The sequence below is a fragment of the Sphingobium sp. SJ10-10 genome, assembly GCF_036038995.2.
Taxonomy (GTDB): domain Bacteria; phylum Pseudomonadota; class Alphaproteobacteria; order Sphingomonadales; family Sphingomonadaceae; genus Sphingobium.
Genome location: NZ_CP158132.1, coordinates 2,036,428 through 2,058,475, shown reverse-complemented (window position 1 = coordinate 2,058,475; position 22,048 = coordinate 2,036,428). Strand labels below are relative to the sequence as shown.

Below are 22,048 nucleotides of genomic sequence, written 5' to 3'. Positions count from 1 at the left end.
CATTAGGGTTCAGACCCGCGCCGGGTGACAAGAATCATGCGACGAATGATTCTACAAATGCGATGTAAGGAGGCTGAACGAGGCGTGCCTTAACTCAGTTGAGGTTCAGGCGGCAGGCTGCAACAAAGCGCGCATGAATCGAGCGATGAACAGACGGATCATGATGCGGGCCATGATGCGAGGCGCGGCGGCCCTGCTGGTGGGCGGCGTGCTGGCGTCGAAGGCGTGGGCAGCCCCCTTCGCTTCCCGTCGGATCGCGGTGACGACGCGCGGGGCCGGGCGCGACGTCGTGCTGATCGCGGGGCTGGCGAGCGGGCCGGGGCTGTGGAACGGGGTGGTCGGCGCGCTCCCCGGCTATCGCTGGCATCTGGCCCATGTCCGGGGCTTTGCGGGCCTTGCCGCAGACGCCAATGCCAGCGGGCCGCTGGTTCAGCCGCTGGCGGACGAAATCGCCCGCTATATCGCGGCGGCGGGGTTGGATCGGCCCGCGATCGTCGGCCACAGCATGGGCGGCACGCTGGCGATGATGCTGGGCCTCAAGGGACTGGCGGGGCGGCTGATGGTGGTCGACATGCTGCCCGAAGGCGCGGCGATGGTCGGCGGCACGGCGCAGGGCATGGGTTTCCTGGCCGATCAACTGGGCCAATATTTTACGGGAACCAAGGCAGGGCGGGCCTATCTGGCGCAGATGCTGGCGGACATGCCCGGCGCACGCGGGAGCGATCCGGATGTCATCGCCAATGCATTGCGCGATCTGGCCAATGTCGATCTGGGGCCGCAACTGGCACGGCTGACGGCCCCGATGGAGGTGGTCTATGCCGTGGGCAGCGATGCGGCGCAGGCGGGCGAGATCGGCCGCACCTTCCGCGCTGCCTATGCGGCGAAGCGCGGCGTCCGGCTGGTGCCCATCGGCCCCAGTGGCCATGTCGTCATGGCGGACCAGCCAGCGCGTTTCAACGCGGTGCTGGGCGATTTTCTGAAAGGCTTTTGACGCCGATCAAAGGCGGGGCGTCATAGCCGCTCTAGGGCGTAGTGACATTTTAGGGATTCACGTCGTCGCCGATTTGTGATTCACCACTGGCTTTTGGAGGCTGGTGTGGAAGGCGAAGTGCTTCGGGACGATCAATGGGAGCGGCTGCGTGAGTTCGTTCCGGGGGGACGCAAGGGCAAGCGCGGCCCGCGCAGTAACGGGCGTTTGTTTCTCGATGCGTTGCTTTGGCTGGCCCGGTCAGGCGGACGCTGGCGTGATCTGCCGGAGAAGTTCGGCCCCTATCAGACGGCCAAGCGGCGTTATTATCGCTGGGTCCAGCAGGGCGTGATCGACCGGATCTTCGAGGCCGTGTCGGATGATCCCGACATTGAGTGGCTGGCGATCGATGCGACTGTGATCCGCGCTCAGGCCCAGGCGGCTGGGGCACGGGTTAAAAGGGGGGCGCTCAAGCCCAGGCTCTCGGCCGCTCGCGAGGAGGGTTCGGCACCAAAGTACACGCCGTAGTCGATGCACTTGGCTTGCCGATCCGCTTCATCCTCGGCCCCGGTCAGCAGAACGACATGGCACCCGCCCATGATCTGATCCGCGGCATCCCGGCCGGCAAGGTTCTGGCTGACCGCGCCTACGATGCCGACAGCCTGCACGACCTCATCTACGAGCAAGGCGGCGAACCGGTCATCCCGCCTCGCCGCCATCGCAAATATCAGCATCCCTACGACCGCATCGCCTACAAACACCGCTGGGGCATTGAGGGCTTCTTCGCCAAGCTCAAACAATGGCGACGCATCGCCACCCGCTATGACAAGCTCGCCGCAAACTTTCTCGGCTTCGTCAAACTCGCCAGCATCATGCTATGGCTCAAATGATTAAATCGTCACTACAACCTAGAAGGAGTTCGGCGCCGACCCGCGTCACTCCCCCCTGATGGCGCAGCGCGACAGGCCGCTGCGCCACTTTTTTCATGGGGCCAGCACAGTATCGACCGCGTCCGGCAGCATGCCGGGATAGTCGAGCGTATAGTGCAGCCCTCGGCTTTCCTTGCGGTGGAGCGCAGAACGGACGACCAGGCGCGCAACCTCCAGCAGGTTGCGCAGCTCGATCAGGTCGGGCGTCACGCGGAAATGGCCATAATATTCGTCCACTTCCTTGGCCAGCAGGTCGATGCGGTGCTTGGCGCGTTCCAGCCGCTTGGTGGTGCGGACGATGCCCACATAGTCCCACATGAAGCGGCGGATTTCCTTCCAATTATGCTGGACGATGACCTCCTCGTCCGAATCGGTCACGCGGCTTTCGTCCCACGGCCGGATCGGCGGGGGCGAGGGCAGATCGTCCCAATGGGCGCGGATGTGCCGGGCGGCGGCTTCCCCGAAGACGAAGCATTCGAGCAGCGAATTGGAGGCGAGGCGATTGGCGCCGTGCAGGCCGCTTTCCGTGACTTCGCCCGCCGCGTAGAGACCCGGCAGGTCGGTGCGGCCATCAAGGTCGATCACCACGCCGCCGCAGGTATAATGCTGCGCCGGGACGACCGGGATCGGTTCCTTGGTGATATCGATGTCGAGGTCGAGCAGGCGCGCATAGATTGTGGGGAAGTGGGTGCGCACGAATTCCGGCGGCTTGTGGCTGATGTCGAGATGGACATAGTCGAGGCCGAGCCGCTTGATCTCATGGTCGATGGCGCGGGCGACGATGTCTCGGGGCGCCAGTTCGGCGCGCTCGTCGAAGCGGGGCATGAAGCGCTCGCCGCCGCCGGGGACGCCGGGGGGCAGCTTGAGATGCCCGCCTTCGCCCCGCACGGCCTCGGTGATGAGGAAATTCTTGACCTCCAGATTGTAGAGGCAGGTCGGGTGGAACTGGTTCATCTCCATGTTGGAGACGCGGCAGCCCGCGCGCCAGGCCATGGCGATGCCGTCGCCGGTCGCGCCCCTGGGCGCAGTCGAGAAGAGATAGGTGCGGCCCGCGCCGCCGGTGCACAGGATGGTCGCGCGGCCCAATATGGCGTCGACATGGTCGGTCTGCTTGTTGAAGGCGTAGATGCCCCAGACATGGCCGTCGCCCGAATATTTCTCGCCATGGCGGCTGGTGATGAGGTCGAGGGCGACCATATCCTCCAGCAGCGTGATGTTCGGATTGGCGCGGGCCGCTTTCAGCAGCGCGACCTGCACGGCATGGCCGGTGGCGTCGTCGACATGGACGATGCGGCGGTGGCTGTGGCCGCCTTCACGGGTCAGGTGCCAGCGTTCGCCAAACTCCTCGCCGCCCTCTTCATTGGCGTTGAAGGGGACGCCGAGCGCCGCGAGCCGCTCGATCGCGGCGGGGGCTTCGGAGACGACGAACTCCACCGTGCTGCGGTCGTTGAGGCCGGCGCCCGCGACCATCGTGTCCTCGATATGTGCCTCGAAACTGTCACCGGCGTCGAGTACGGCGGCAATGCCGCCCTGCGCCCAGTTGGTCGACCCGCCGTCGAGCGCGCCCTTGGCCAGAACCACGACCTTGCGGTCCTGCGCGAGGTTGATGGCGGCCGTCAGCCCTGCCGCGCCGGAGCCGATGATGACGACGTCATAGGTGGTGATGGGCATATATTCTTCTTACTCCCCTCCCGCTGGCGGGAGGGGTCGGGGGTGGGCCAGCGCAAGCGTTGCCTGGATATGCGACACAACGCCTTCAAGATTTTTCATCACATCGGCATTGGAAAAGCGCAAGATTCGATAGCCTTTGGCAAGGCAGTAATTATCGCGACGCGAATCATGTTGGATGGTGTGATCGTGGCTTGCACCGTCCAGTTCGATAATGAGGTTCAGTTCGCGGCAGATGAAATCGGCAAAATAAGGGCCGACCGGCATTTGGCGGCTGAACTTGCAGCCTAATTTCCGATTGCGCAGTTGTTGCCACAGTAGACGTTCGGACGTCGAGGCCGCATTGCGGAGTGATTTGGCGCGAGCAGTGTTCCTCGATTTGAAAGGTTGCGCCAGCCCACCCCCTAACCCCCTCCCGCTAGCGGGAGGGGGAACAGGATTGGCTTCCTCCCTCACGCGGCCGCCGTCAGATTGAGGAACACATCCTCCAGATCGGGATCGCGGGTCACTACATCGACGATCGAAAGTCCGCTTGCCTGCACGGCGCTCAGCACCTGACCCGCATTGGCGCGGTTCTTCATATAGGTGATGGTCAGCGTGCGTTCGTCCGACAGTTCGATCTTCTCGAAGCTGGGGTCGGCGGGCGGCGTCACGATGTCGCGGTCGACCGTCACCTGCACCACCTTTTCCTGCGCCATGGCGATCAGTTCGCGGGTCGGCTTGTCGGTGATGACCTTGCCATGGTTGATGATGGCGATGCGGTCGCACAGTTCCTCGGCTTCCTCCAGATAATGCGTCGTCAGCACGATCGTCACGCCCTGCCGGTTGAGTTCGCGGACATAGGCCCAGAGCTGCTGGCGAAGCTGAACGTCGACGCCCGCCGTCGGCTCGTCCAGCACCAGGATCGGCGGGCTGTGCACCATCGCCTTCGCGACCAGCAGGCGGCGTTTCATGCCGCCCGAGAGGGTGCGGGCATAGGCGTTGGCCTTGTCCTCCAGATGCACGGCGCGCAACAATTCCATCGAGCGGCGGCGCTCCTTGGGTACGCCATAATAGCCAGCTTGATTCTCCAGCGTCTCGAACGGGGTGAAGAAGGGATCGAAGACGATCTCCTGCGGCACGATGCCGATCGAGTTCTTGGCGTTGCGGGGGTTCTGGTCGATGTCGAAGCCCCAGATCCTTGCGCTGCCGCTGGTCTTGTTCACCAGCCCCGCGAGGATGTTGATCGTCGTCGACTTGCCCGCGCCATTCGGACCCAGCAGGCCGTAAATCTGCCCGCGCGGGATCGACAGGTTGATATTGTCGAGCGCTCGCTTGCCGCCCTTATAGTCCTTGGTGAGGTTGGTGATCTCGATGGCGGGGGGCGGGGCGGGGGAGGGGGCGGTGTCGGTCATGGCTGCCTATAGTGGGGTGGGACAAGCGCAAAGGGAAGGGCGCAGAGTGTCCCGATCCTTCAAAATTCGTCGGCGGCGTCCAGCAGGGCGGTGAGCTTGCGCGGGGCGACTTCGCGCCAGCTTCGATGGAGACGCTCCGCAATCTGGTCCCAGTCCGTGTCGCCCAGGTCGACGCGGATGCCGACCCAGCCGTCACCGAAATAAGCGGGGCGGTAATAGCGGGCGGGGTCGCTTTCGATCAACATCGCCTGTTCTTCCGGCGCGGTCGTCTTGACGAGGATGGCGATGATGCCGTCGCCATGATGATCCTGCGTGAAATAGGCGAATTTCTTGCCCTTTTCGATGCCGAAGCAGGGCATGCCGTGGGAGGTGACCTCGTCCGTTTGCGGCAAGGCGAACACGCGTTCGCGCACCTTGTTTAACAGCCATTCGGGCTGCCGTTCGCGGGTGACGAAATCGGCCAGGGTGCGGGAATAGAGCTGATGTTCGGCCATCAGGATGCGCGCGGCGAGACTGTCGGCGGTGTCGCCGGGCAGGATCGCGACTTCGGTCTGGCCCAGCACCGGGCCGTCGTCCAGTTCGGCGGTCACGATATGAACCGAGCAGCCCGCATGGTTGTCGCCAGCGTCGAGCGCTTTCTGGTGGGTGTCGAGACCCTTATATTTGGGCAGCAGGCTGGGGTGGATGTTGAGCATCCGGCCTTCCCATCCGGCCACGAATTCCGGCGAAAGCAGGCGCATATAGCCCGCCAGCGCGACATATTCGGCGCCTGCCTTGCGAAGCTGCGCGTCGATGATCCGGTCGAATTCGGCGCGCTTCATCCCCTTGTGGCTCTGGCCGAAGGTCGCGACGCCCTCCGCGGCGGCGAGGGTCAGGCCGGGGGCTTCAGGATCGTTGGCCGCGACCAGCACGATCTCATAGGGGCAGGACGGGTGCTTGGCGGCGTAAAGCAACGCCGCCATGTTCGAACCGCGCCCGGAAATCAGAACGCCGACCTTGGCTTTTTGCATGAGGCTACCCCAGATGCGTGGCGGTCCAGTCGGCCTTGGCGCTCCATGTGCCTTGGCTTCCCTTGACCGTGCAGCCCTTTTCGCCCGCTTCCACGACACCGACGCGGACGACGGTTTCGCCTGCCGCTTCCAGCTCGGTGGTAACCGCGTCGGCAGCATCCGCATCGACCGCCAGCACCATGCCGACGCCGCAGTTGAAGGTGCGCGCCATTTCCTCCGGCTCGATATGGCCCTGCGCCTGCAGGAAGGCCATCAGGCGCGGCTGTTCCCACGCGTCGGCATCGACCACGGCATGACAGCCGTCGGGCAGCACGCGCGGGATATTCTCCAGTAGGCCGCCGCCGGTGATATGGGCGAGCGCGTTGATCCGGCCAGCCCGGACCAGCGGCAGCAGCGATTTCACGTAAATGCGCGTCGGCGCCATCAGCGCGTCGATCAGCAGCACTTCATTGTCGAAGATCGCCGGACGGTCGAGCTTCCAGCCCTTGTCGGCAGCCAGGCGGCGCACCAGCGAGAAGCCGTTCGAATGCACGCCCGAGGAGGCGAGGCCGATCAGCATGTCACCCGCCTTGACCTTGTTGCCGGTCAGCGCCTGGGACCGTTCCACCGCGCCGACGCAGAAACCGGCGAGGTCATAGTCGCCCGGCGCATACATGCCCGGCATTTCCGCCGTTTCGCCGCCAATCAGCGCGCAGCCCGCTTGCTTGCAGCCTTCCGCAATGCCCGCGATGACGCGTTCGGCAACGCCGCTCTCCAGCTTGCCGGTGGCATAATAGTCGAGGAAGAAAAGTGGCTCGGCGCCCTGTACGATCAGGTCGTTGGCGCACATGGCGACCAGGTCGATGCCCACGCCGTCATGGGCGTTGTGATCGATGGCGAGCTTCAGCTTGGTGCCGACGCCGTCATTGGCCGCGACCAGCAGCGGGTCGTCATAGCCCGCCGCTTTCAGGTCGAAGAAGCCGCCAAAGCCGCCCAGTTCGGCGTCGGCGCCGGGGCGGCGGGTGGCCTTGGCAAGCGGGGCGATGGCGCGGACAAGCGCATTGCCTGCGGCGATGTCGACGCCAGCCTTGGCGTAGCTATAGGATTCGGTGTCGCTCATAAGGACGCGCCCTAGAACAAAGCTCAAGAAAACGGAACGGGAAATGGGTTGCCGCTTGGCAGGGCAGGCAAATCTCGCCAAAAGGGCGCGCGTGAATGTGCCTCATGTCCTTCGTGGCCTGTCTTTTCGGCCTCTGAACCTGTTTCGCGTGCGCTCTCTTCGGGTGTTGGCGCGACCGCTCCAGATTATGGGGGCGATCGCGCTCGGCCTCGCCGCAGCGGCGCTGGTGGCGCAGATGGAGGGGGAGCGCGGGGTGCCGCCGATCGCCAGCGGCGGCGACTTCCAGGTAAGCCATGTGAAGGTCGACGTCTTCGCCAAGGATGCCGACAGCGCGCGCAAGGCGGGCTGGCGCCTGGCGCAGCGGCGGGCCTGGCAGATGCTCTGGACGCGGACTCATGGCGGCACCGGAGTGCCCGCGCTGTCCGATTCGCAGTTGGAAGGCATGATTTCGGGCATTGAGATCGAATATGAGCAGGCCGGGCCGAACCGCTATGTGGCGACGCTGGGAGTGATGTTCGACCGGGCGCGCACCGGGCAGTTGCTGGGCGTTACCGGCAGCAATGTCGTGCATTCGCCGCCTTTGCTGGTGATCCCGGTGCTGTGGGACGGCGGATCGGCCGTGTCCTATGAGCGCATCAATGAATGGCAGAAGGCCTGGGCGCGGTTCCGCACCGGCGACAGCGCGATCGATTATGTGCGCGTGGCGGGCTCGATCGCGGACCCGATTCTGCTGAATGGCGGGCAGACCGGGCGGCGCGGGCGGCTGTGGTGGCGGGTGCTGCTGGACCAATATGGCGCCGCCGACGTGGTGATTCCCATGGCCCGGCTGGATCGCCAATATCCCGGTGGCCCCGTGACCGGCACTTTCACTGCGCGCTATGGCCCGGACAATAGCCTGATCGGCAGCTTTTCGCTCCGCGCCTCCAATGACAGCGCGATCCCGCAGATGCTGGATCAGGCGACGCAGCGGATCGACCAGCTTTATACGCAGGCGCTGAACGATGGCCGTCTGCGGCCCGATCCCTCGCTGATCATCGAGGAGCCGGTCGATCCTGACGCTCTGGCCATCGAAAATGCTGCCGATCTGCCGGTGGAAACGCTGGACGTGCCGACGCCGGCCGCCACGACCGGCAGCTTCGCGATCCAGTTCGACACGCCCGATGTCGGATCGGTGGCGCAGGGCGAGGCGGCGCTGCGCTCCATCGCGGGAGTCCGTTCCGCCGCGACCAGCAGCCTGGCGCTCGGCGGCACCTCCGTCATGCAGGTGAGCTTCGACGGCACGGTCGATACGCTGCGAGCGGCTTTGGCGGCGAAGGGTTATAGCGTCGCGGTGTCCGGCAATACGCTGCGCATCCGCCGCGCCGCTGCGACGGGAGCCGCTCCGGCACAATGAGACAGATCAGCCTGCCGTTCGACCGGCCGGGCCAGGGAGCGGGCGACGAATTCCTGGTCAGCGAAGCCAACCGCATCGCCGTTCGCCATCTGGAAAATTGGCAGGGCTGGCCGCTGGCGATCAGCGTGCTGACAGGGCCGCCTCTGTCGGGCCGCTCCACCCTGGGCCGCCATTTCGTCGCGATGAGCGGCGGCGCCGTGATCGACGACGCGCCTGGGCAGGACGAACAGGTGCTGTTCAACGCCTGGAACGAGGCGCAGACGACGCGGCGGCCATTGCTGATGATCGGTGACCTTCCGCCGGAGCAATGGCCGGTGGCGCTGCCCGATCTTCGCTCCCGCCTTGCCGCGGTGCCGCATGTCGCTTTGGAGGAACCGGACGAGGCGCTGGCCCATGCGCTGATCGAGCGGTCTTTCGTCGTCGCGGGCGCCAAATATGCCGCCGATCTGCCCGACTGGCTGTTGCGGCGGATCGAGCGCAGCTATGCGTCGATCGCAGCGGTCACGCGGCTACTGGACGAGGCCGCATTGTCATCGGGGCGTAAGATTTCTATCGCTATGGCGAAAGATGTCCTGCAAGGCGCGGGATTTTTGCCTATAGTCCCGGACTGACCATCCGGTTCTGAAAAATTATGAGAGATATGTGGCCGAAGCTGACCCCTCCGCCAGCCTGACCCTGCCCGGCGACCGCTATTTCAACCGGGAGCTGTCCTGGCTGGCTTTCAACCAGCGCGTGCTGGAGGAAGCGATGAACCGGGCGCATCCCCTGCTGGAGCGCCTGCGGTTCCTGTCGATTTCCGGAGCCAATCTGGATGAGTTCTTTTCCGTGCGCGTGGCGGGCCTTAAGGGTCAGCAGTTGCAGGATGTCGACATGCGCTCCGCCGACGGGCTGACCCCGGCGCAGCAACTGGCCGCCATTACCGATGAAACCGCCCGGCTGATGGGTGCGCAGCAGAAGGTCTGGGGCGCACTGCACGGCGAACTGGGGAAGGTGGGGATCGAAGTCATCGGCCCATCCAGCGCGCTCGACCCGAGCTGCGAGAATTGGCTGCGGGAGCATTTCCTGACGCAAGTCTTCCCGATCCTGACGCCGCAGGCGCTCGACCCGGCGCATCCTTTCCCCTTCATTCCCAATCAGGGGCTGTCGATCGTCTTCGATCTGGAACGGCTGTCGGACAAGGAATCGATTCGCGAACTGGTGATGATCCCGTCCTCGCTCGCCCGCTTCGTGCGGATGCCGGGGGATATAGCGCGCTATATGGCGCTGGAGGCGGTGATCCGGCGCTTTTCCGCCGATCTCTTCCCCGGTTATCGGGTGCGCAACAGCGGCGTGTTCCGCATCATCCGCGACAGCGATATCGAGATCGAGGAAGAGGCGGAGGATCTGGTCCGCTATTTCCGCAGCGCGATCAAGCGCCGGCGCCGCGGCCGTGTGATCCGCATGGAGATAGAGGAGCGCATCCCCGAGCCGGTCGAGGAGATGTTGCAGGACATGCTCCAGGGCCATGAGGCGATCATCGCGGAGGTGGAGGGGTTCGTCGGGATCGGGGATCTCAGCGGGATTGTCGAAGAGGACCGGCCCGACCTGAAATTCGAGCCCTATGCCCCGCGCTTTCCGGAGCGCATCCGCGAATATGGCGGGGATTGCTTCGCCGCGATCCGGGCGAAGGACATCGTCGTCCACCACCCCTATGAAGCGTTCGACGTGGTAGTGTCCTTTCTGAAGCAGGCGGCGTCGGACCCCGATGTGGTGGCAATCAAGCAGACGCTCTACCGCGCGGGCAAGCAGTCCGCGATCATCCGCGCCCTGATCGACGCGGCGGAGGCGGGCAAGTCGGTGACCGCCGTGGTGGAACTCAAGGCCCGCTTCGATGAGGAGCAGAATCTGATGTGGGCCGACGCGCTGGAACGTGCGGGCGTACAGGTGGTCTATGGCTTCATCGACTGGAAGACCCATGCCAAGGTGTCGATGATCGTCCGGCGCGAAGGCGGGCAGTTCCGCAGCTACTGCCATTTCGGCACGGGCAATTATCATCCGGTCACAGCGCGTATCTACACCGATTTGAGCTTCTTTACCGCTGACCCGGCTTATAGCCGCGATGCCGCCGCGCTGTTCAACTACATCACCGGCTATGTCGAACCGCAGCGGCTGGAAAAGCTGGTGATGTCGCCCCGCGACCTGCGCAACCGCCTGTGCGAGCTGATCGATGCGGAGATCGAGCATGTCCGGGCCGGGCGGCCGGGAACCATCTGGGCGAAGATGAATTCGCTGGTGGACCCGGCGATCATGGAAAAGCTTTATGCGGCGAGCAATGCGGGCGTGCAGATCGAACTCATCGTGCGGGGCATTTGCTGCCTGCGGCCGGGCGTTCCGGGCATGTCGGAGAATATCCGGGTGAAGTCGGTGGTCGGCCGCTTCCTGGAACATAGCCGCATCACCGTGTTCGGCAATGGCAAGGCGCTGCCGAACAATGGCGCCAAGGTATATATCAGCTCGGCCGACTGGATGCCGCGCAATTTCGACCGGCGCGTGGAGTTTCTGGCGCCGGTCGAGAATCCGACCGTGCACGACCAGATTCTCGACCAGGTGATGGTCGCCAACCTGATCGACACCGAGCAGAGCTGGGAACTGGATTGCGACGGCCAATATCATCGGGTCGAGGCGACCGACCGGCCGTTCAACCTGCACCGCTATTTCATGACCAACCCATCGCTGTCGGGCCGCGGCGCGTCGCTGGACAGCGGGGCGGTGCCGACCCTTCGCCTGCGCGGGCGGGCCTGAGGTCCATGAATTCCATGCTGAGCCAGGTCCGGGCGCTCGCCCCCGGCATGGCGACGTCGCCGCAGCAGGCCAAGGCGCGCACGGCGATCATCGACATCGGCTCCAACAGCGTGCGTCTGGTCGTTTATGACGGGCCGCGCCGCATTCCCTTCATCCTCTTCAACGAGAAGGTGATGGCGGGGCTGGGCGCGTCGCTGGGCAAGACCGGGCGAATCGAGCCGGAGGCGATGGACCGGGGTCTGCGGGCCGTGGGCCGCTTCGCCCATCTCTGCCGCGAAATGGAGGTGCAGGAGGTGCGCTGCGTCGCCACTGCGGCTGTCCGGGATGCGGACAATGGCGACGAGTTCATCCAGCGTGCAAAGGCCATGGGGCTGGACGTCGAGCTGCTGTCGGGTGGGCAGGAGGCGATCGCGGCGGCGCATGGCGTGCTGTCGGGCATTCCCGGAGCGGACGGCATCGTCGGGGATCTGGGCGGCGGCAGCCTGGAACTCGCCCGTATTCGCGATGGCGCGGTGCATGAGACGGTCTCGCTGCCGCTGGGCGTGCTGCGCCTGCCGCAGATCCGGGCCAAGGGGCCGGCCGTGCTGGAGCGGCTGGTCAAGAAGATGCTGGTCAAGGCGGGATGGGACGCGCCCGCGGACCTGCCCTTCTACATGGTTGGCGGGTCGTGGCGCGCGCTGGCGCGATTCGACATGGAACTCACCCAATTCCCGCTGCCGGTGGTGCATCAATATGATATGCCTGCCGGGCGCGCCGAACAGTTGACGCGCATCGTGTCCCATGTCGGCAAGGCGCGGTTCAAGGATATTCCCCAGATCACCGGATCGCGCGTGCCGACCCTGCCCAACGCGGCGGCGCTGCTGTCGGTGATCGTGCGGCAGTTGAAGTCGAGCCGGCTGGTGGTGTCGGCTTACGGTCTGCGCGAAGGGTTGCTGTTCAGCGACCTGCCTTCGGACATTCAGGCGCACGATCCGCTGCTGATCGCGGCCGAGGCGGAAGGGGAGGCGCAGGGCCGCTTCGCCGGTCATGGCGACATGATCGAACGCTGGATCGCGCCCCTGTTCCTGGAGGACGGCAGCGCATGGCGACGGATAAGGCGGGCGGCTTGCCTGCTGGCGGATGTCGGCTGGCGCGCCAATCCCGATTTCCGGTCGGAACGGGGGGTCGAGATCGCGCTGCACAGCAATTGGGTGGGTATCACTGCGGCCGAGCGGGCGATGCTGGCGCAGGCGCTGCACAGCAATTTCGGCGGCGGCGTGTCGACGCCGCCCGGGATCGAGCGGCTGGCTTCGCCCGAAGCGCTGCAGCGCGCTACCTTATGGGGGCTGGCCATCCGATTGGGCCAGCGGCTTTCCGGCGGGGTCGAAGGGCCGCTGCTCGCCTCCCGGCTGGAGATGGAGGGCAATGTGCTCGAACTGCGGTTGCGGGGCGTGGACGCCGATCTGTTCGGGGAAGCGGTGGAGCGGCGGCAGCGTCAACTCGCGCAGGCCATGGGGGTGAAGTACCGCCTGGCTTGGTAGGGATTGGGTGGAGAGAGCGGGCTGGTTGGTCGGAGCAGGTTCATTTAGTGGCGGCAATTGGCCATTGGCAGCCATTGAGCGCATCCGTGTTCCTGCGAAGGCAGGAACCCAGTTCCTACCGTGCAATGATCCACAAGCGGCGGAACTAGGCTCCTGCCTTCGCAGGAGCACGATGTGTTTCTAGGAAAGGGTGCGAGTAGACCGTCCGCCTTCCGCCCTCATCCCACCATCCCCGCGCCGAGCAGCAACAGCAGTTTTACGTCGATGGCAAAGCCCTCCGCCCGCCATGCCGCGATCCGATCATGAATCCCATTCAGCGGCACGCGGTGGACGCGGATGTCTTCCCCCGCGACGCCGCCGCCTTCGCCGGTTTTCTTAAGGTCATGGGCGCGAAACAGGGTGAAGCTCTCCGACACCATGCCGGGCGAGCTGTAGAACTCCCCCAGCGATTCCATCCGGCCGGGAAGATAGCCGGTTTCCTCCTCCAGTTCGCGGGTCGCGGCGAGCACGGCTTCCTCGCCCTCGTCATGGTCGCCCACCAGTCCCGCGGGCAGTTCGATGCAGCGGCGGCCCAGCGGTACGCGATATTGGTCGACCAGCAGCACATGGGGGCCATCGGTTGCGTCCTCGACGGCCAGGATGACGGCGGCATGGATGCCCCGCGCCCTGCCGACATATTCCCAACGCCCTCGCCGCTTGGCGGTGATGAAGCGGCCTTCCCACATGATTTCTTCGGGGGAGATCATGTCCTGCTCACTCATAATTCGATCAACCTGTCGGGCAATTCATTGGGATTGTCGCCGGTCGCCGGAAAATGCCGGGCCAGCACCACGCCGACCTGCCGCACCGCTTGCGCCATGCCGTCGGCGGCGCGGCCTTCCCGCACGCCGTCGATCAGCGCGGCCATGGCGTCGCCCCAGATTTCGGGCGCGACCTTTGCGTTGATGGCGGCATCCGCGACCAGTTCCGCCCGATGCTCGTCCAGCGAAAGGTAGATGAGCACGCCGGTCCGCCCTCGCGTGCGCCCCTGGGCGACGGCGCGGAACAGGGTGATGGCGCGGCGGCGCACGCGGCGCGCCTTGGTGGCTTTCGGGGTCAGCGCCAGGCGCAGCGGCATCCAGGCCAGCGCATAGCGGACGATCAGGAATTTGAGGATCAGCAGGCCCAGCAGAACCGTCAGCAGCTTCCAGTCCTCGACCTCATGCTCCCAGCTTTGCAGCAGCCAGGAGCAAAGCGCCCGGAATTGCTGCGGAAAAGCCGCAGCGGCGGACAGAGCCAGGAACACCGCGCCGATCGCCCAGTGCAGCCCGGCATCATGATAGGCGTCCGAGCGGCGCGCGACGATGGTGACGATCTCGCCGTCGGTCGCCTTTTCCGCTTCGGCTACCGCAACAGTCACGCGGTCATGGTCGGCTTCGTTCAAATGCAGACGCATCACCAATCCCCCGAAGCGCCGCCGCCGCCGAAGCTGCCGCCGCCGCCCGAAAAGCCGCCGCCGTCTCCGCCGCCCCAACTTGATCCACCACCGCTGCCCCAGCCGGAATCGCCCGGTCCCCAGAGGATGATCGGGCCGGACCCACCGCGATAGCGGCGGCCTTTGCCCCGGCTGGAGAACATGGACAGGACGATGATCGCGACCACGAACAGCCAGAACACCAGCATGAAACCACCGCCATCGTCCGACGCGTCCCGCGCCTTGGCCTCCGCTTGTGCCGCCAGCGCCTTCGCCTCCTCAGGCGGGAGGGTGAGCAACCTGCCGATCGCGTCCACCCCCGCATCGATCCCGCCGGGCATGTCGCCCGCCTTGAAATGAGGCGTGATGTCGTTGCGGATGATCTGGGAGGACAAGGCGTCAGTCATGATGCCTTCCAGGCCGTAGCCGACCTCGATCCGCACCTTGCGCTCATTGGGCGCGACGATCAGCAGCGCGCCGTTGTTCTTTTCCTTGTCGCCTATCCCCCAGGCCCGGCCGAGCTGATAGCCATAATCGGATATGTCATAGCCCTGAAGGTCGGGCAGCGTCGCCACCACCAACTGCCGCCCGCTCTGCTGCTCCAGCGCCGCGAGCTTGTCGGTCAGCGCCTGTTCCTGTTGCGGGGAGAGCAGGGCGGCGTCATCCACCACCCGCCCGGTCAGCTTCGGGAAAGTCTGTCCCTGAGCCGGAGGCGGAAAACCCAAAAGCGCCGCCGCCGGGATGAACAGCAGCAGCGACAGGATCAGGAGCAGGCGGCGGAGCATCACCGGCTCAGTTGCCGAAATCGACCTTCGGCGCTTCTTCCGCGCCCGGCGTGGTGGCCTGGAACGGGGTCATGGGCTTGGCGCCATGGATGATCTTGGCGCCGATCGCGTCGGGGAAGGTGCGGATGCGGGTATTATAGGCGCGCACCGCTTCATTATAGTCGCGGATGGCGACGGCGATGCGGTTCTCCGTCCCTTCGAGCTGCGATTGCAGGTCGAGGAAATTCTGGTTGGTCTTAAGGTCCGGATAGGCTTCGACCGAAGCGAGCAGACGGCCCAGACCTTGTGAAAGCTGCGCCTGCGCCTGCTGGAACTGCTGCACCTTGGCGGGATCGGACAAATCCTCGGCGCTGACCTGCACGGAGGTCGCCTTGGCGCGAGCCTCCGTCACCTTGACCAGCGTGTCCTGTTCCTGCTTGCCCGCCGCCTTTACCGTGGCGACGAGATTGCCGACCAGATTGGAACGGCGCTGATATTGCGCCTGCACGTCGGCCCATTTGGCCTTGGCAACCTCCTCGGCGGCGGGGACGCTGTTGATGCCGCAGGCGGAGAGCGCAAAGGCGCCCAGCAGTGGCAGGAGGAACAGGCGGAGTTGGCGCAGGATCGTCATGGAACATCCTTAAGCTTGTTTCGCTGACGGAAATAGGCGGTTGTGGAAGTCTTCGCAACGGCCCATGCTGTCAATATCGCAATCAGGACAAGGGGTTCACCATGGGGCTGATTTCCGAATTCAAGACGTTCATCGCGCGCGGCAATGTCATCGACCTGGCCGTCGGCGTGATCATCGGCGGCGCCTTCGCCACCATCACCAAATCGCTGACCGATGACCTGATCATGCCGGTCGTCGGCTATGTTTTCGGCGGTACGGATTTTTCGCGCTACTTCATTCGGCTGGGCGATATTCCCGCCGGATTCAAGGGCAATCCGGAAAGCTATGCGGACCTGAAAGGGGCGGGCGTCGCCATGCTCGGCTGGGGCGAATTTCTGACCGTGTTCGTCAATTTCCTCATCCTGGCCTTCATCATCTTCCTGCTTGTCAGAGCCGTGAACAAGTTGATGCCCAAGCCCGAAGACGCGCCCGCCGCTACGCCCGAAGACGTGCTCCTGCTCCGGGAAATCAGGGATTCCCTCAAAAAATAAGTCGTTTCCGCGACGAAAGGAGCGTGCGGCGGGAACCATCCTTCGCGCGGCCGGTTGATGGGCGTCAGGGTTCCGGGCATCCGGTCCCCTTGCCGCATGACGTCAGCCCATGGGGGCGCAACAGGAGAAAACGCCGTGAAAACCTTCGTATCAGTCCTTGGCCTTGCCAGCCTGATCGCGCTTGCTGCGTGCGATTCCAAGCAGGAGAACAAGGTCGAGAACGCGTATGAGAATCAGGCGGACGCCATCGACAACCAGGCCGATAATATGGAAGCGATGGCCGATAATCTGAGCGGCAATGCCGAAAATGCCGCTGAAAATGCTGCTGACGCACTGGAGAACAAGGCCGACGCCACCCGCGAGGCTGGTGAAAAGGCGGCTGATGCGGTCGAGAAGACCGAAAAGCATTAAATCCAGCGCTGCTGCCCGATCCACAAGGGGCGTCGCGACGACAAGTCGCGGCGCCCCCCTTTTATTGCGGATTTTCTGTCTTTAACGGGGATTTAACCACAGCTCCGCCATGGTCCGCCCGCTATCCATTGAGGCGGTGGAATGGACGAGTTACTCCAGGAATTCATATCCGAAACGCAGGAAACGCTTGAGGCGTTGGCGGGGGAAGTCGTCGCCTGGGAAGCCGATCCCACGGATCGCGACCGGCTGGACGCCATTTTCCGCTTTTTCCATACCGTGAAGGGGAGCTGCGGTTTCCTGAATCTGCCGCGTTTCGAACGGTTGAGCCATGCGGCGGAGGATGTGCTGGCCGAGATACGCGCCGACAAGCGCATTGCCGATCCCGCCACGGTCAGCGCCGTTCTGGGGATCATGGATCGCATCGCTGAACTGGCCGAAGCGGTCGCCATCGGCGCCGCGCTGCCGCATGAAAATGACGATTATCTGATCGCCGCCCTGACCGAGAAGGAGGCTGCGGCGCCTGAGGAAAGCGAGGCTCCCACGGCGCCTGTCGCGGTGGCGCGGACATCGGGGGGGCAGGCGGCGCCGCGCACCATCCGCCTGCCGCTGTCGTTGATCGACCAGTTGATGAACGGCGTGTCGGACATGGTGCTGGCCCGCAACGAACTGTCACGCAAGCTGCGCGAGCGGTCGGGCGATCCGGAACTGGAAAGCGCCTTCGAACGGCTTTCGACCTGCGTCGCGGACATGCGCGACGCCATTTCCAAAACCCGGATGCAGCGGGTCGACCGCCTGTTCACGGCCATCCCCCGCATGGTCCGCGACCTGGGCCGGGATCTGGGCAAGCGCATCGACCTGACGCTGGAGGGCGGCGATGTCGAGATGGACCGCGAAATGGTCGAGATGGTGGTCGATCCGCTCACCCATATCGTCCGCAACAGCATCGACCATGGCATAGAGACGCCGGAAAAGCGCCGCGCGCTGGGCAAGCCCGAAACGGGACGGCTGAAGCTGGAAGCGCGCCAGTCGGGCAACCAGATCGTCATCGAGATTTCCGACGACGGGCAGGGCATCGACACGCGCAGGCTGGTCGACAAGGCGATCGCGGCGGGCCGGATGACGCCGGAAGCGGCGGCGCGCATGAGCGAGGCCGAAAAGCTGGACCTGATCTTCCACCCCGGCCTTTCGACCGCGAGCGAGGTGACAGCCATTTCCGGGCGCGGCGTCGGCATGGACGTGGTCCGCGCCAATGTGGAGCGGATCGGCGGCGTCATCGCGCTCGACAACCGGCCGGGCTGTGGTTTGACGATCATGCTGCGGGTGCCCCTGACGCTGACCATCATTCCGGGGCTGATCGTCCGGGCGGGGGGGCTGCATTTCGCGATTCCCCGTTCTGCGGTGGTGGAAATCCTGCACGACAACAATGAAACGCTGCGCATCGCGGAAGTCGGCGGCGCCAAGATCGCGACGATCCGGTCCATCCGCCATTCGATGATCGATCTGGAAGAGGTTCTGGGCATGGAACGGATCGCCCAGCCCGGCCCGCGCGCGATCATGGTCGTGCGATCGGCAACCGGCGTTCCCTTTGCCATGGGCGTGTCGGCGGTGGAAAATCATGAGGAACTGGTGATCCGTCCCGCATCGCCGCTGGTGATGGCGACGGGCGTCTATGCCGGCATGACCCTGCCGGACAATGGCAAGCCGATGCTGCTGCTGGATGCGGCGGGCCTCGCCAACGCGGCGCGCCTGCCCAATATCATCGACGATCAGGCGGCGCGCCGGGCCGAAGAGACGCAGGAGGCGCAGGGCGGCGTCGAGATGGTTTCCGCCTTGCGGTTCGAGGAATATTCGGGCGAGCGGCGGTTGCTCAAGCTGTCGCTGATCGAGCGGGTCGAGGATATCGACGCGCGGCTGTTCGGCCGGTCGGGCGGGCACGGCTTCGTGCGGCTGGACGGACGGCTGGTGCCGGTCGCCAATGGCCATCACGACTTTGCCGGGGAAAAGGTCGCGGCGCTCCGCCTGCGCGATGGCGCCCGCGAAGCCTGTTATCCTGTCGCTGCGGTGCTCGACATCGTGGACATGCCCGCCGTGCCGGACATGGTCGCGATGCACGGCCTGTTGAGCGGCGTCGCCGTCATCGATGGCGAGCATCTGGAGGTGATCAATCCCTTCGCCCTGTTCGCCGCCTTGCCGGATGCGCCGATTGTTGAACGAACTGGCGGCCGCTGCCTGCTGGCCGACAGCGAGGACGGTTGGACGCGAGAGATATTGGCGCCGCTGCTGCGCCAGGCAGGGCATGAGGTGGTGATGGGCCTGCCCGGCGATGCGGCGATCGATCCGCAGGACGTCGTGCTGTTCACTGGATCGGAAGCGTCGGAGGCGAGCGAATTGCTGGGTTGCCGCGTCGTCCATCTGCGCGCCACCCCCCGGCCCAACGGCCCGCAGGACAGCAGCATCTATCGCTATGATCAGGACGCGCTGATGGCGGCGCTGTCCGGATCGCGGCGGTAAAGGGAGGAGCATAGCCGCATGAATCAGCTTTATCTCTTCGCCACGCTGGCCGGCACGCGGGTCGCCGTCGAGACCCGCGAGGTCGAGGCGGTGGTCAAGCTCACCGACATCTCGCCGGTGCCGGGCATGGGCGCGCATGTCGCCGGGCTTTCCGCGCTGCGCAGCCGGGTGCTGACCATCATCGATGTCGCGGCGCTCGTCCGGGGGCGGCCGACGCCCATGGAACAGCGCGGCTTTGCGATCATCGCGGACATTAGCGGCCACAGCTATGGTCTGATGGTCGATGCCGTCTACGACATCTGCCAGGTGCCGGAGGGCGAACTGCCGCTGCGCGGTCAGCTCGATCCCGTCTGGTCGCCCTATGCCCGCGGCCTGGTGGAGCATGAGGGCCAGCCCTATCTGCTCGTGTCGCTGAGCGGTTTCATCGAGGCGGGCGCCGTGGCCCAAGCGGCATGAAAACAGCCTGCATGACGATATTGTACCGGCGTTTACCAAATGCTCGCCTTTGCCGGTTAGGCTCGTGAAGATGGGACGCAAAACAAGGGACGCTCTATGAAAAACTGCCTGGTCGTGGATGATTCGAAAGTCATCCGCAAAGTTGCCCGCCACATATTGGAATCGCTCGACCTTTCCGTGAGCGAGGCGGTCGATGGCCGTGACGCCCTCACGCAATGCGAAACGTCCCTGCCCGACGTGGTTCTGCTCGACTGGAACATGCCGGTGATGAGCGGCATGGAATTTCTCCAGGCGCTGCCGGGCGCCAATCTGGCCGCCCGGCCCAAGATCATCTTCTGCACCACGGAAAACGGCATCGGCCATATCAAGGCGGCCGTCGAAGCGGGTGCGGACGAATATGTGATGAAGCCGTTCGACCGGGAAACGCTGGAAAGCAAGCTGACGATCGTCGGCGTGATCTAGCGCTGATTGGCGATCGAACGCCCTGCTCCTGACCTGATTTCTTGCCTTCGTTCAGAAAGATTTCCCTCGATGACCGTTCACGTGCCGATCATGGCCAGCAACCGGGACGAAGACAGGGCGTTGCGCACCCTGATCGTCGACGATTCGGTCGTGGTCAGGACGGTCATCGAACGGATATTGAACGCTGACCCGAGATTTTCCGTCTCCCACAAGACCAACAGCGCCGAACATGCGCTGGGATATCTGAGCGAGCATGAGGTCGATCTGGTCCTGCTGGACATCGAACTGGCGGGGCAGAGCGGGCTGATGGCGCTGCCCGCGATCCTGCGGACCAATCCGCGCGCCAAGGTCGTGATCCTGTCGGGCAATTGCGAGGAGGGGAGCGCCGCGGCGGTCGAAGCGCTGGCGCTGGGCGCGAGCGACATATTGGCCAAGCCTGGCAGCGGCAGCTTTGGCGAACATTTCCCCCAGGCCTTGATCGATCGGCTGTCGCGCCTGTTCAACGGCGACGTGACGCCTGTCATCGCCCGGCCCCCGCTGCGGATCGAACCGGAGCAGGCGGCCCAGCCGCTCGCCTGCCTGGGCATCGGCGCATCGACTGGCGGCATCCATGCCTTGGGACAGCTTTTCGCCGGTCTGGCCGCGCCGCTCGGCGTGCCGATCCTGCTGACCCAGCATCTGCCGGCCAGCTTCACTCATTATTTCGTCCAGCAATTGGGCCGCATGACCCCCTTGCGCGTCAAGGTGGCGGAACAGGGCGAAATCCTCGCCCCGGACACCGTCTATGTCGCGCCCGGCGACGCCAATCTCCAGTTGCGGCGGGGGCTCTATGGCCGGGTTTCCATCATGCTGAATCCGGACCGCACGCCCGCGGGCAATCTGCCCGGCGTCGACCCGATGTTCGCCAGCATGGCGCAGGTTTATGGCGCGGGGGCTGCGGGCGTGGTCCTGACCGGGATGGGACGGGACGGCACGGTCGGCGCGCGGGATATCGTGGCGGCGGGCGGCTGGATCGTGGCGCAGGACGAAGCGAGCAGCGTCGTCTGGGGCATGCCCGGATCGATCGCGGGAGAAGGATTGAACTGCGCCCTGCTGGAACCCCATGCGATCATGGATTTCGTGGCGCGAAGAGGAAAGAACAGAAACTGATGGCATTGCCCCCTTCGGCCCCCTCCGTCTCGCCCGGTTCCGGTTCTGCTGCTTCCTCATCGTCCGGGGCGGCACGCATCTTTTCCGGCCTGCTGGAAGCGCGCACCGGGCAGATATTGTCCGAAAGCCGCGCCTGGCGGATGGAAACGGCGCTGAAGCCGGTGCTGCGCGCCTATGGCCTTGGGGATATGGACGCGCTGGCGTCCCGGCTGATGGCGCGCAAGGACGCGGCGCTGGAAAATGACGTGGTCAACGCGCTGCTCAACAATGAAAGCAGCTTTTTCCGCGATTTCCAGATTTTCGACATGATCCATCGCCACATCCTGCCGCATATTCAGGCGCAGCGGTCCGACCGGACGTTGCGCATCTGGAGCGCGGGCTGTTCGACGGGGCAGGAGGTCTATTCGCTCGCCATCCAGCTTTGCAACGACATGGCGCGCTGGCGCGGCTGGCGGATCGAGATATTGGCGACCGACATTTCCACCGCCGCCATCACCCAGGCGAAAGCGGGCACCTTCACCCAGATGGACGTGCAGCGTGGCCTGCCCGTGAGCGACCTTCTCAAATGGTTCGAACCGTCGGGCGATGACTGGTGCGCCAATCCGGAGTTGCGCCGGATGATCGATTTCCGCACCGACAATCTGTTCGATGCGCAGGCGCCGAAGGGGGAATATGACCTTCTGCTCTGCCGGAACGTGCTGCTTTATTTCACGCCCGAACGTCGGCAGAACGTGCTGCGCCTGCTGTCCCGGCACAGCCATGGGCGCTCCATCCTGCTGCTGGGGGCGGGCGAGACGGTAATCGGGCATAGCGACGATTTCGTCCCCCATACCGAATTCCGCGGCGGTTATGGCCGCCGCGCCGACGCAACGGCGCAGCCGGAGGGAGCGATGCGCCGGGCGCTTTGATCCTGCCGACCG

At 64.8% G+C, this 22,048-nt stretch carries 22 protein-coding genes; 13 read left to right on the top strand and 9 right to left on the bottom strand.

Going from position 1 to position 22,048, the window contains the following annotated elements; all coding sequences use genetic code 11:
• Positions 1-145: 145 nt before the first annotated feature.
• On the top strand, positions 146-991 hold the full coding sequence (locus tag VVT58_RS09995) for an alpha/beta hydrolase (protein WP_327754476.1): 846 nt from the start codon (positions 146-148) through the stop codon (positions 989-991).
• A 105-nt stretch (positions 992-1,096) separates the two neighbouring features.
• Positions 1,097-1,857, top strand: a protein-coding gene (locus VVT58_RS09990; RefSeq protein WP_351999964.1) for an IS5 family transposase whose coding sequence is annotated in 2 segments (ribosomal slippage) — positions 1,097-1,424 and positions 1,424-1,857 — 762 coding nt in all. Because the reading frame shifts where the segments join, the coding sequence is not laid out codon by codon here.
• Positions 1,858-1,950: 93 nt separating this feature from the next.
• On the opposite strand, the gene nadB is transcribed toward VVT58_RS09990, so the two are convergent.
• Genes nadB through purM form a run of 5 tightly spaced genes read right to left on the bottom strand, consistent with a single transcriptional unit; the run spans position 1,951 to position 7,067 of the window.
• Positions 1,951-3,567: an L-aspartate oxidase gene (gene nadB / locus VVT58_RS09985; RefSeq protein WP_327752580.1), complete on the bottom strand. Its 1,617-nt coding sequence runs from the start codon at positions 3,565-3,567 to the stop codon at positions 1,951-1,953.
• Positions 3,568-3,576: 9 nt separating this feature from the next.
• The gene (locus VVT58_RS09980) at positions 3,577-4,020 is read right to left on the bottom strand and encodes a DUF559 domain-containing protein (protein ID WP_327752581.1); all 444 of its coding nucleotides are present in this window, start codon (positions 4,018-4,020) and stop codon (positions 3,577-3,579) included.
• A complete protein-coding gene (locus VVT58_RS09975; protein WP_327752582.1) occupies positions 4,017-4,958 on the bottom strand; it encodes an ABC transporter ATP-binding protein in 942 nt (313 codons plus the stop codon). Before VVT58_RS09975 ends, VVT58_RS09980 begins: the two co-directional genes overlap by 4 nt.
• Before the next feature lie 59 nt (positions 4,959-5,017).
• Entirely contained in the window at positions 5,018-5,968 is a 951-nt protein-coding gene (purN, locus tag VVT58_RS09970; RefSeq protein WP_327752583.1) for a phosphoribosylglycinamide formyltransferase, read from the bottom strand.
• A 4-nt stretch (positions 5,969-5,972) separates the two neighbouring features.
• Positions 5,973-7,067, bottom strand: coding sequence for a phosphoribosylformylglycinamidine cyclo-ligase (gene purM, locus VVT58_RS09965; protein ID WP_327752584.1), 1,095 nt, complete (start codon positions 7,065-7,067; stop codon positions 5,973-5,975).
• Positions 7,068-7,110: 43 nt separating this feature from the next.
• Here purM and VVT58_RS09960 point away from each other — a divergent pair, with 43 nt between their 5' ends.
• From VVT58_RS09960 to VVT58_RS09945, 4 genes are read left to right on the top strand one after another with little or no spacing between them, the layout of a single operon-like run.
• On the top strand, positions 7,111-8,460 hold the full coding sequence (locus VVT58_RS09960) for a heavy-metal-associated domain-containing protein (RefSeq protein ID WP_405053694.1): 1,350 nt from the start codon (positions 7,111-7,113) through the stop codon (positions 8,458-8,460).
• Positions 8,457-9,071 (top strand): chromosomal replication initiator DnaA, encoded by a 615-nt coding sequence (locus VVT58_RS09955; RefSeq protein ID WP_327752585.1) that lies wholly within the window; start codon positions 8,457-8,459, stop codon positions 9,069-9,071. The genes VVT58_RS09960 and VVT58_RS09955 overlap by 4 nt, the downstream gene beginning before the upstream one ends.
• A 31-nt stretch (positions 9,072-9,102) precedes the next feature.
• A complete protein-coding gene (locus VVT58_RS09950) occupies positions 9,103-11,241 on the top strand; it encodes an RNA degradosome polyphosphate kinase (RefSeq protein WP_087574781.1) in 2,139 nt (712 codons plus the stop codon).
• A 5-nt stretch (positions 11,242-11,246) separates the two neighbouring features.
• A complete protein-coding gene (locus VVT58_RS09945) occupies positions 11,247-12,761 on the top strand; it encodes a Ppx/GppA family phosphatase (RefSeq protein WP_066554918.1) in 1,515 nt (504 codons plus the stop codon).
• 218 nt (positions 12,762-12,979) lie between these two features.
• On the opposite strand, the gene VVT58_RS09940 is transcribed toward VVT58_RS09945, so the two are convergent.
• From VVT58_RS09940 to VVT58_RS09925, 4 genes are read right to left on the bottom strand one after another with little or no spacing between them, the layout of a single operon-like run.
• Positions 12,980-13,522, bottom strand: a complete 543-nt coding sequence (locus tag VVT58_RS09940) for an NUDIX hydrolase (RefSeq protein ID WP_327752586.1) — start codon at positions 13,520-13,522, stop codon at positions 12,980-12,982.
• The gene (locus tag VVT58_RS09935; protein WP_327752587.1) at positions 13,519-14,196 is read right to left on the bottom strand and encodes a hypothetical protein; all 678 of its coding nucleotides are present in this window, start codon (positions 14,194-14,196) and stop codon (positions 13,519-13,521) included. Before VVT58_RS09935 ends, VVT58_RS09940 begins: the two co-directional genes overlap by 4 nt.
• Positions 14,196-14,999, bottom strand: a complete 804-nt coding sequence (locus tag VVT58_RS09930; protein WP_327752588.1) for a TPM domain-containing protein — start codon at positions 14,997-14,999, stop codon at positions 14,196-14,198. Before VVT58_RS09930 ends, VVT58_RS09935 begins: the two co-directional genes overlap by 1 nt.
• 7 nt (positions 15,000-15,006) lie before the next feature.
• Positions 15,007-15,609 carry a LemA family protein gene (locus VVT58_RS09925; protein WP_327752589.1) on the bottom strand — a complete coding sequence of 201 codons (603 nt, stop codon included), beginning with the start codon at positions 15,607-15,609 and terminating at the stop codon, positions 15,007-15,009.
• A 101-nt stretch (positions 15,610-15,710) separates the two neighbouring features.
• Here VVT58_RS09925 and mscL point away from each other — a divergent pair, with 101 nt between their 5' ends.
• The 7 genes from mscL (at position 15,711) to VVT58_RS09890 (ending at position 22,036) form a co-directional block, all read left to right on the top strand.
• Entirely contained in the window at positions 15,711-16,139 is a 429-nt protein-coding gene (gene mscL, locus VVT58_RS09920) for a large conductance mechanosensitive channel protein MscL (protein WP_327752590.1), read from the top strand.
• A 135-nt stretch (positions 16,140-16,274) separates the two neighbouring features.
• Positions 16,275-16,550 (top strand): hypothetical protein, encoded by a 276-nt coding sequence (locus tag VVT58_RS09915; RefSeq protein ID WP_066554932.1) that lies wholly within the window; start codon positions 16,275-16,277, stop codon positions 16,548-16,550.
• A gap of 141 nt (positions 16,551-16,691) precedes the next feature.
• Positions 16,692-19,061, top strand: coding sequence for a chemotaxis protein CheA (locus VVT58_RS09910; protein ID WP_327752591.1), 2,370 nt, complete (start codon positions 16,692-16,694; stop codon positions 19,059-19,061).
• Positions 19,062-19,079: 18 nt separating this feature from the next.
• Complete coding sequence (locus tag VVT58_RS09905; protein ID WP_327752592.1) at positions 19,080-19,517, top strand: chemotaxis protein CheW; 438 nt, start codon at positions 19,080-19,082, stop codon at positions 19,515-19,517.
• A gap of 96 nt (positions 19,518-19,613) precedes the next feature.
• Positions 19,614-19,979, top strand: coding sequence for a response regulator (locus tag VVT58_RS09900; RefSeq protein WP_066554940.1), 366 nt, complete (start codon positions 19,614-19,616; stop codon positions 19,977-19,979).
• Between the two features lie 69 nt (positions 19,980-20,048).
• Positions 20,049-21,128 carry a chemotaxis protein CheB gene (locus VVT58_RS09895; RefSeq protein ID WP_327752593.1) on the top strand — a complete coding sequence of 360 codons (1,080 nt, stop codon included), beginning with the start codon at positions 20,049-20,051 and terminating at the stop codon, positions 21,126-21,128.
• Entirely contained in the window at positions 21,128-22,036 is a 909-nt protein-coding gene (locus tag VVT58_RS09890) for a protein-glutamate O-methyltransferase CheR (protein WP_327752594.1), read from the top strand. Before VVT58_RS09895 ends, VVT58_RS09890 begins: the two co-directional genes overlap by 1 nt.
• The last annotated feature ends 12 nt before the right edge of the window (positions 22,037-22,048 follow it).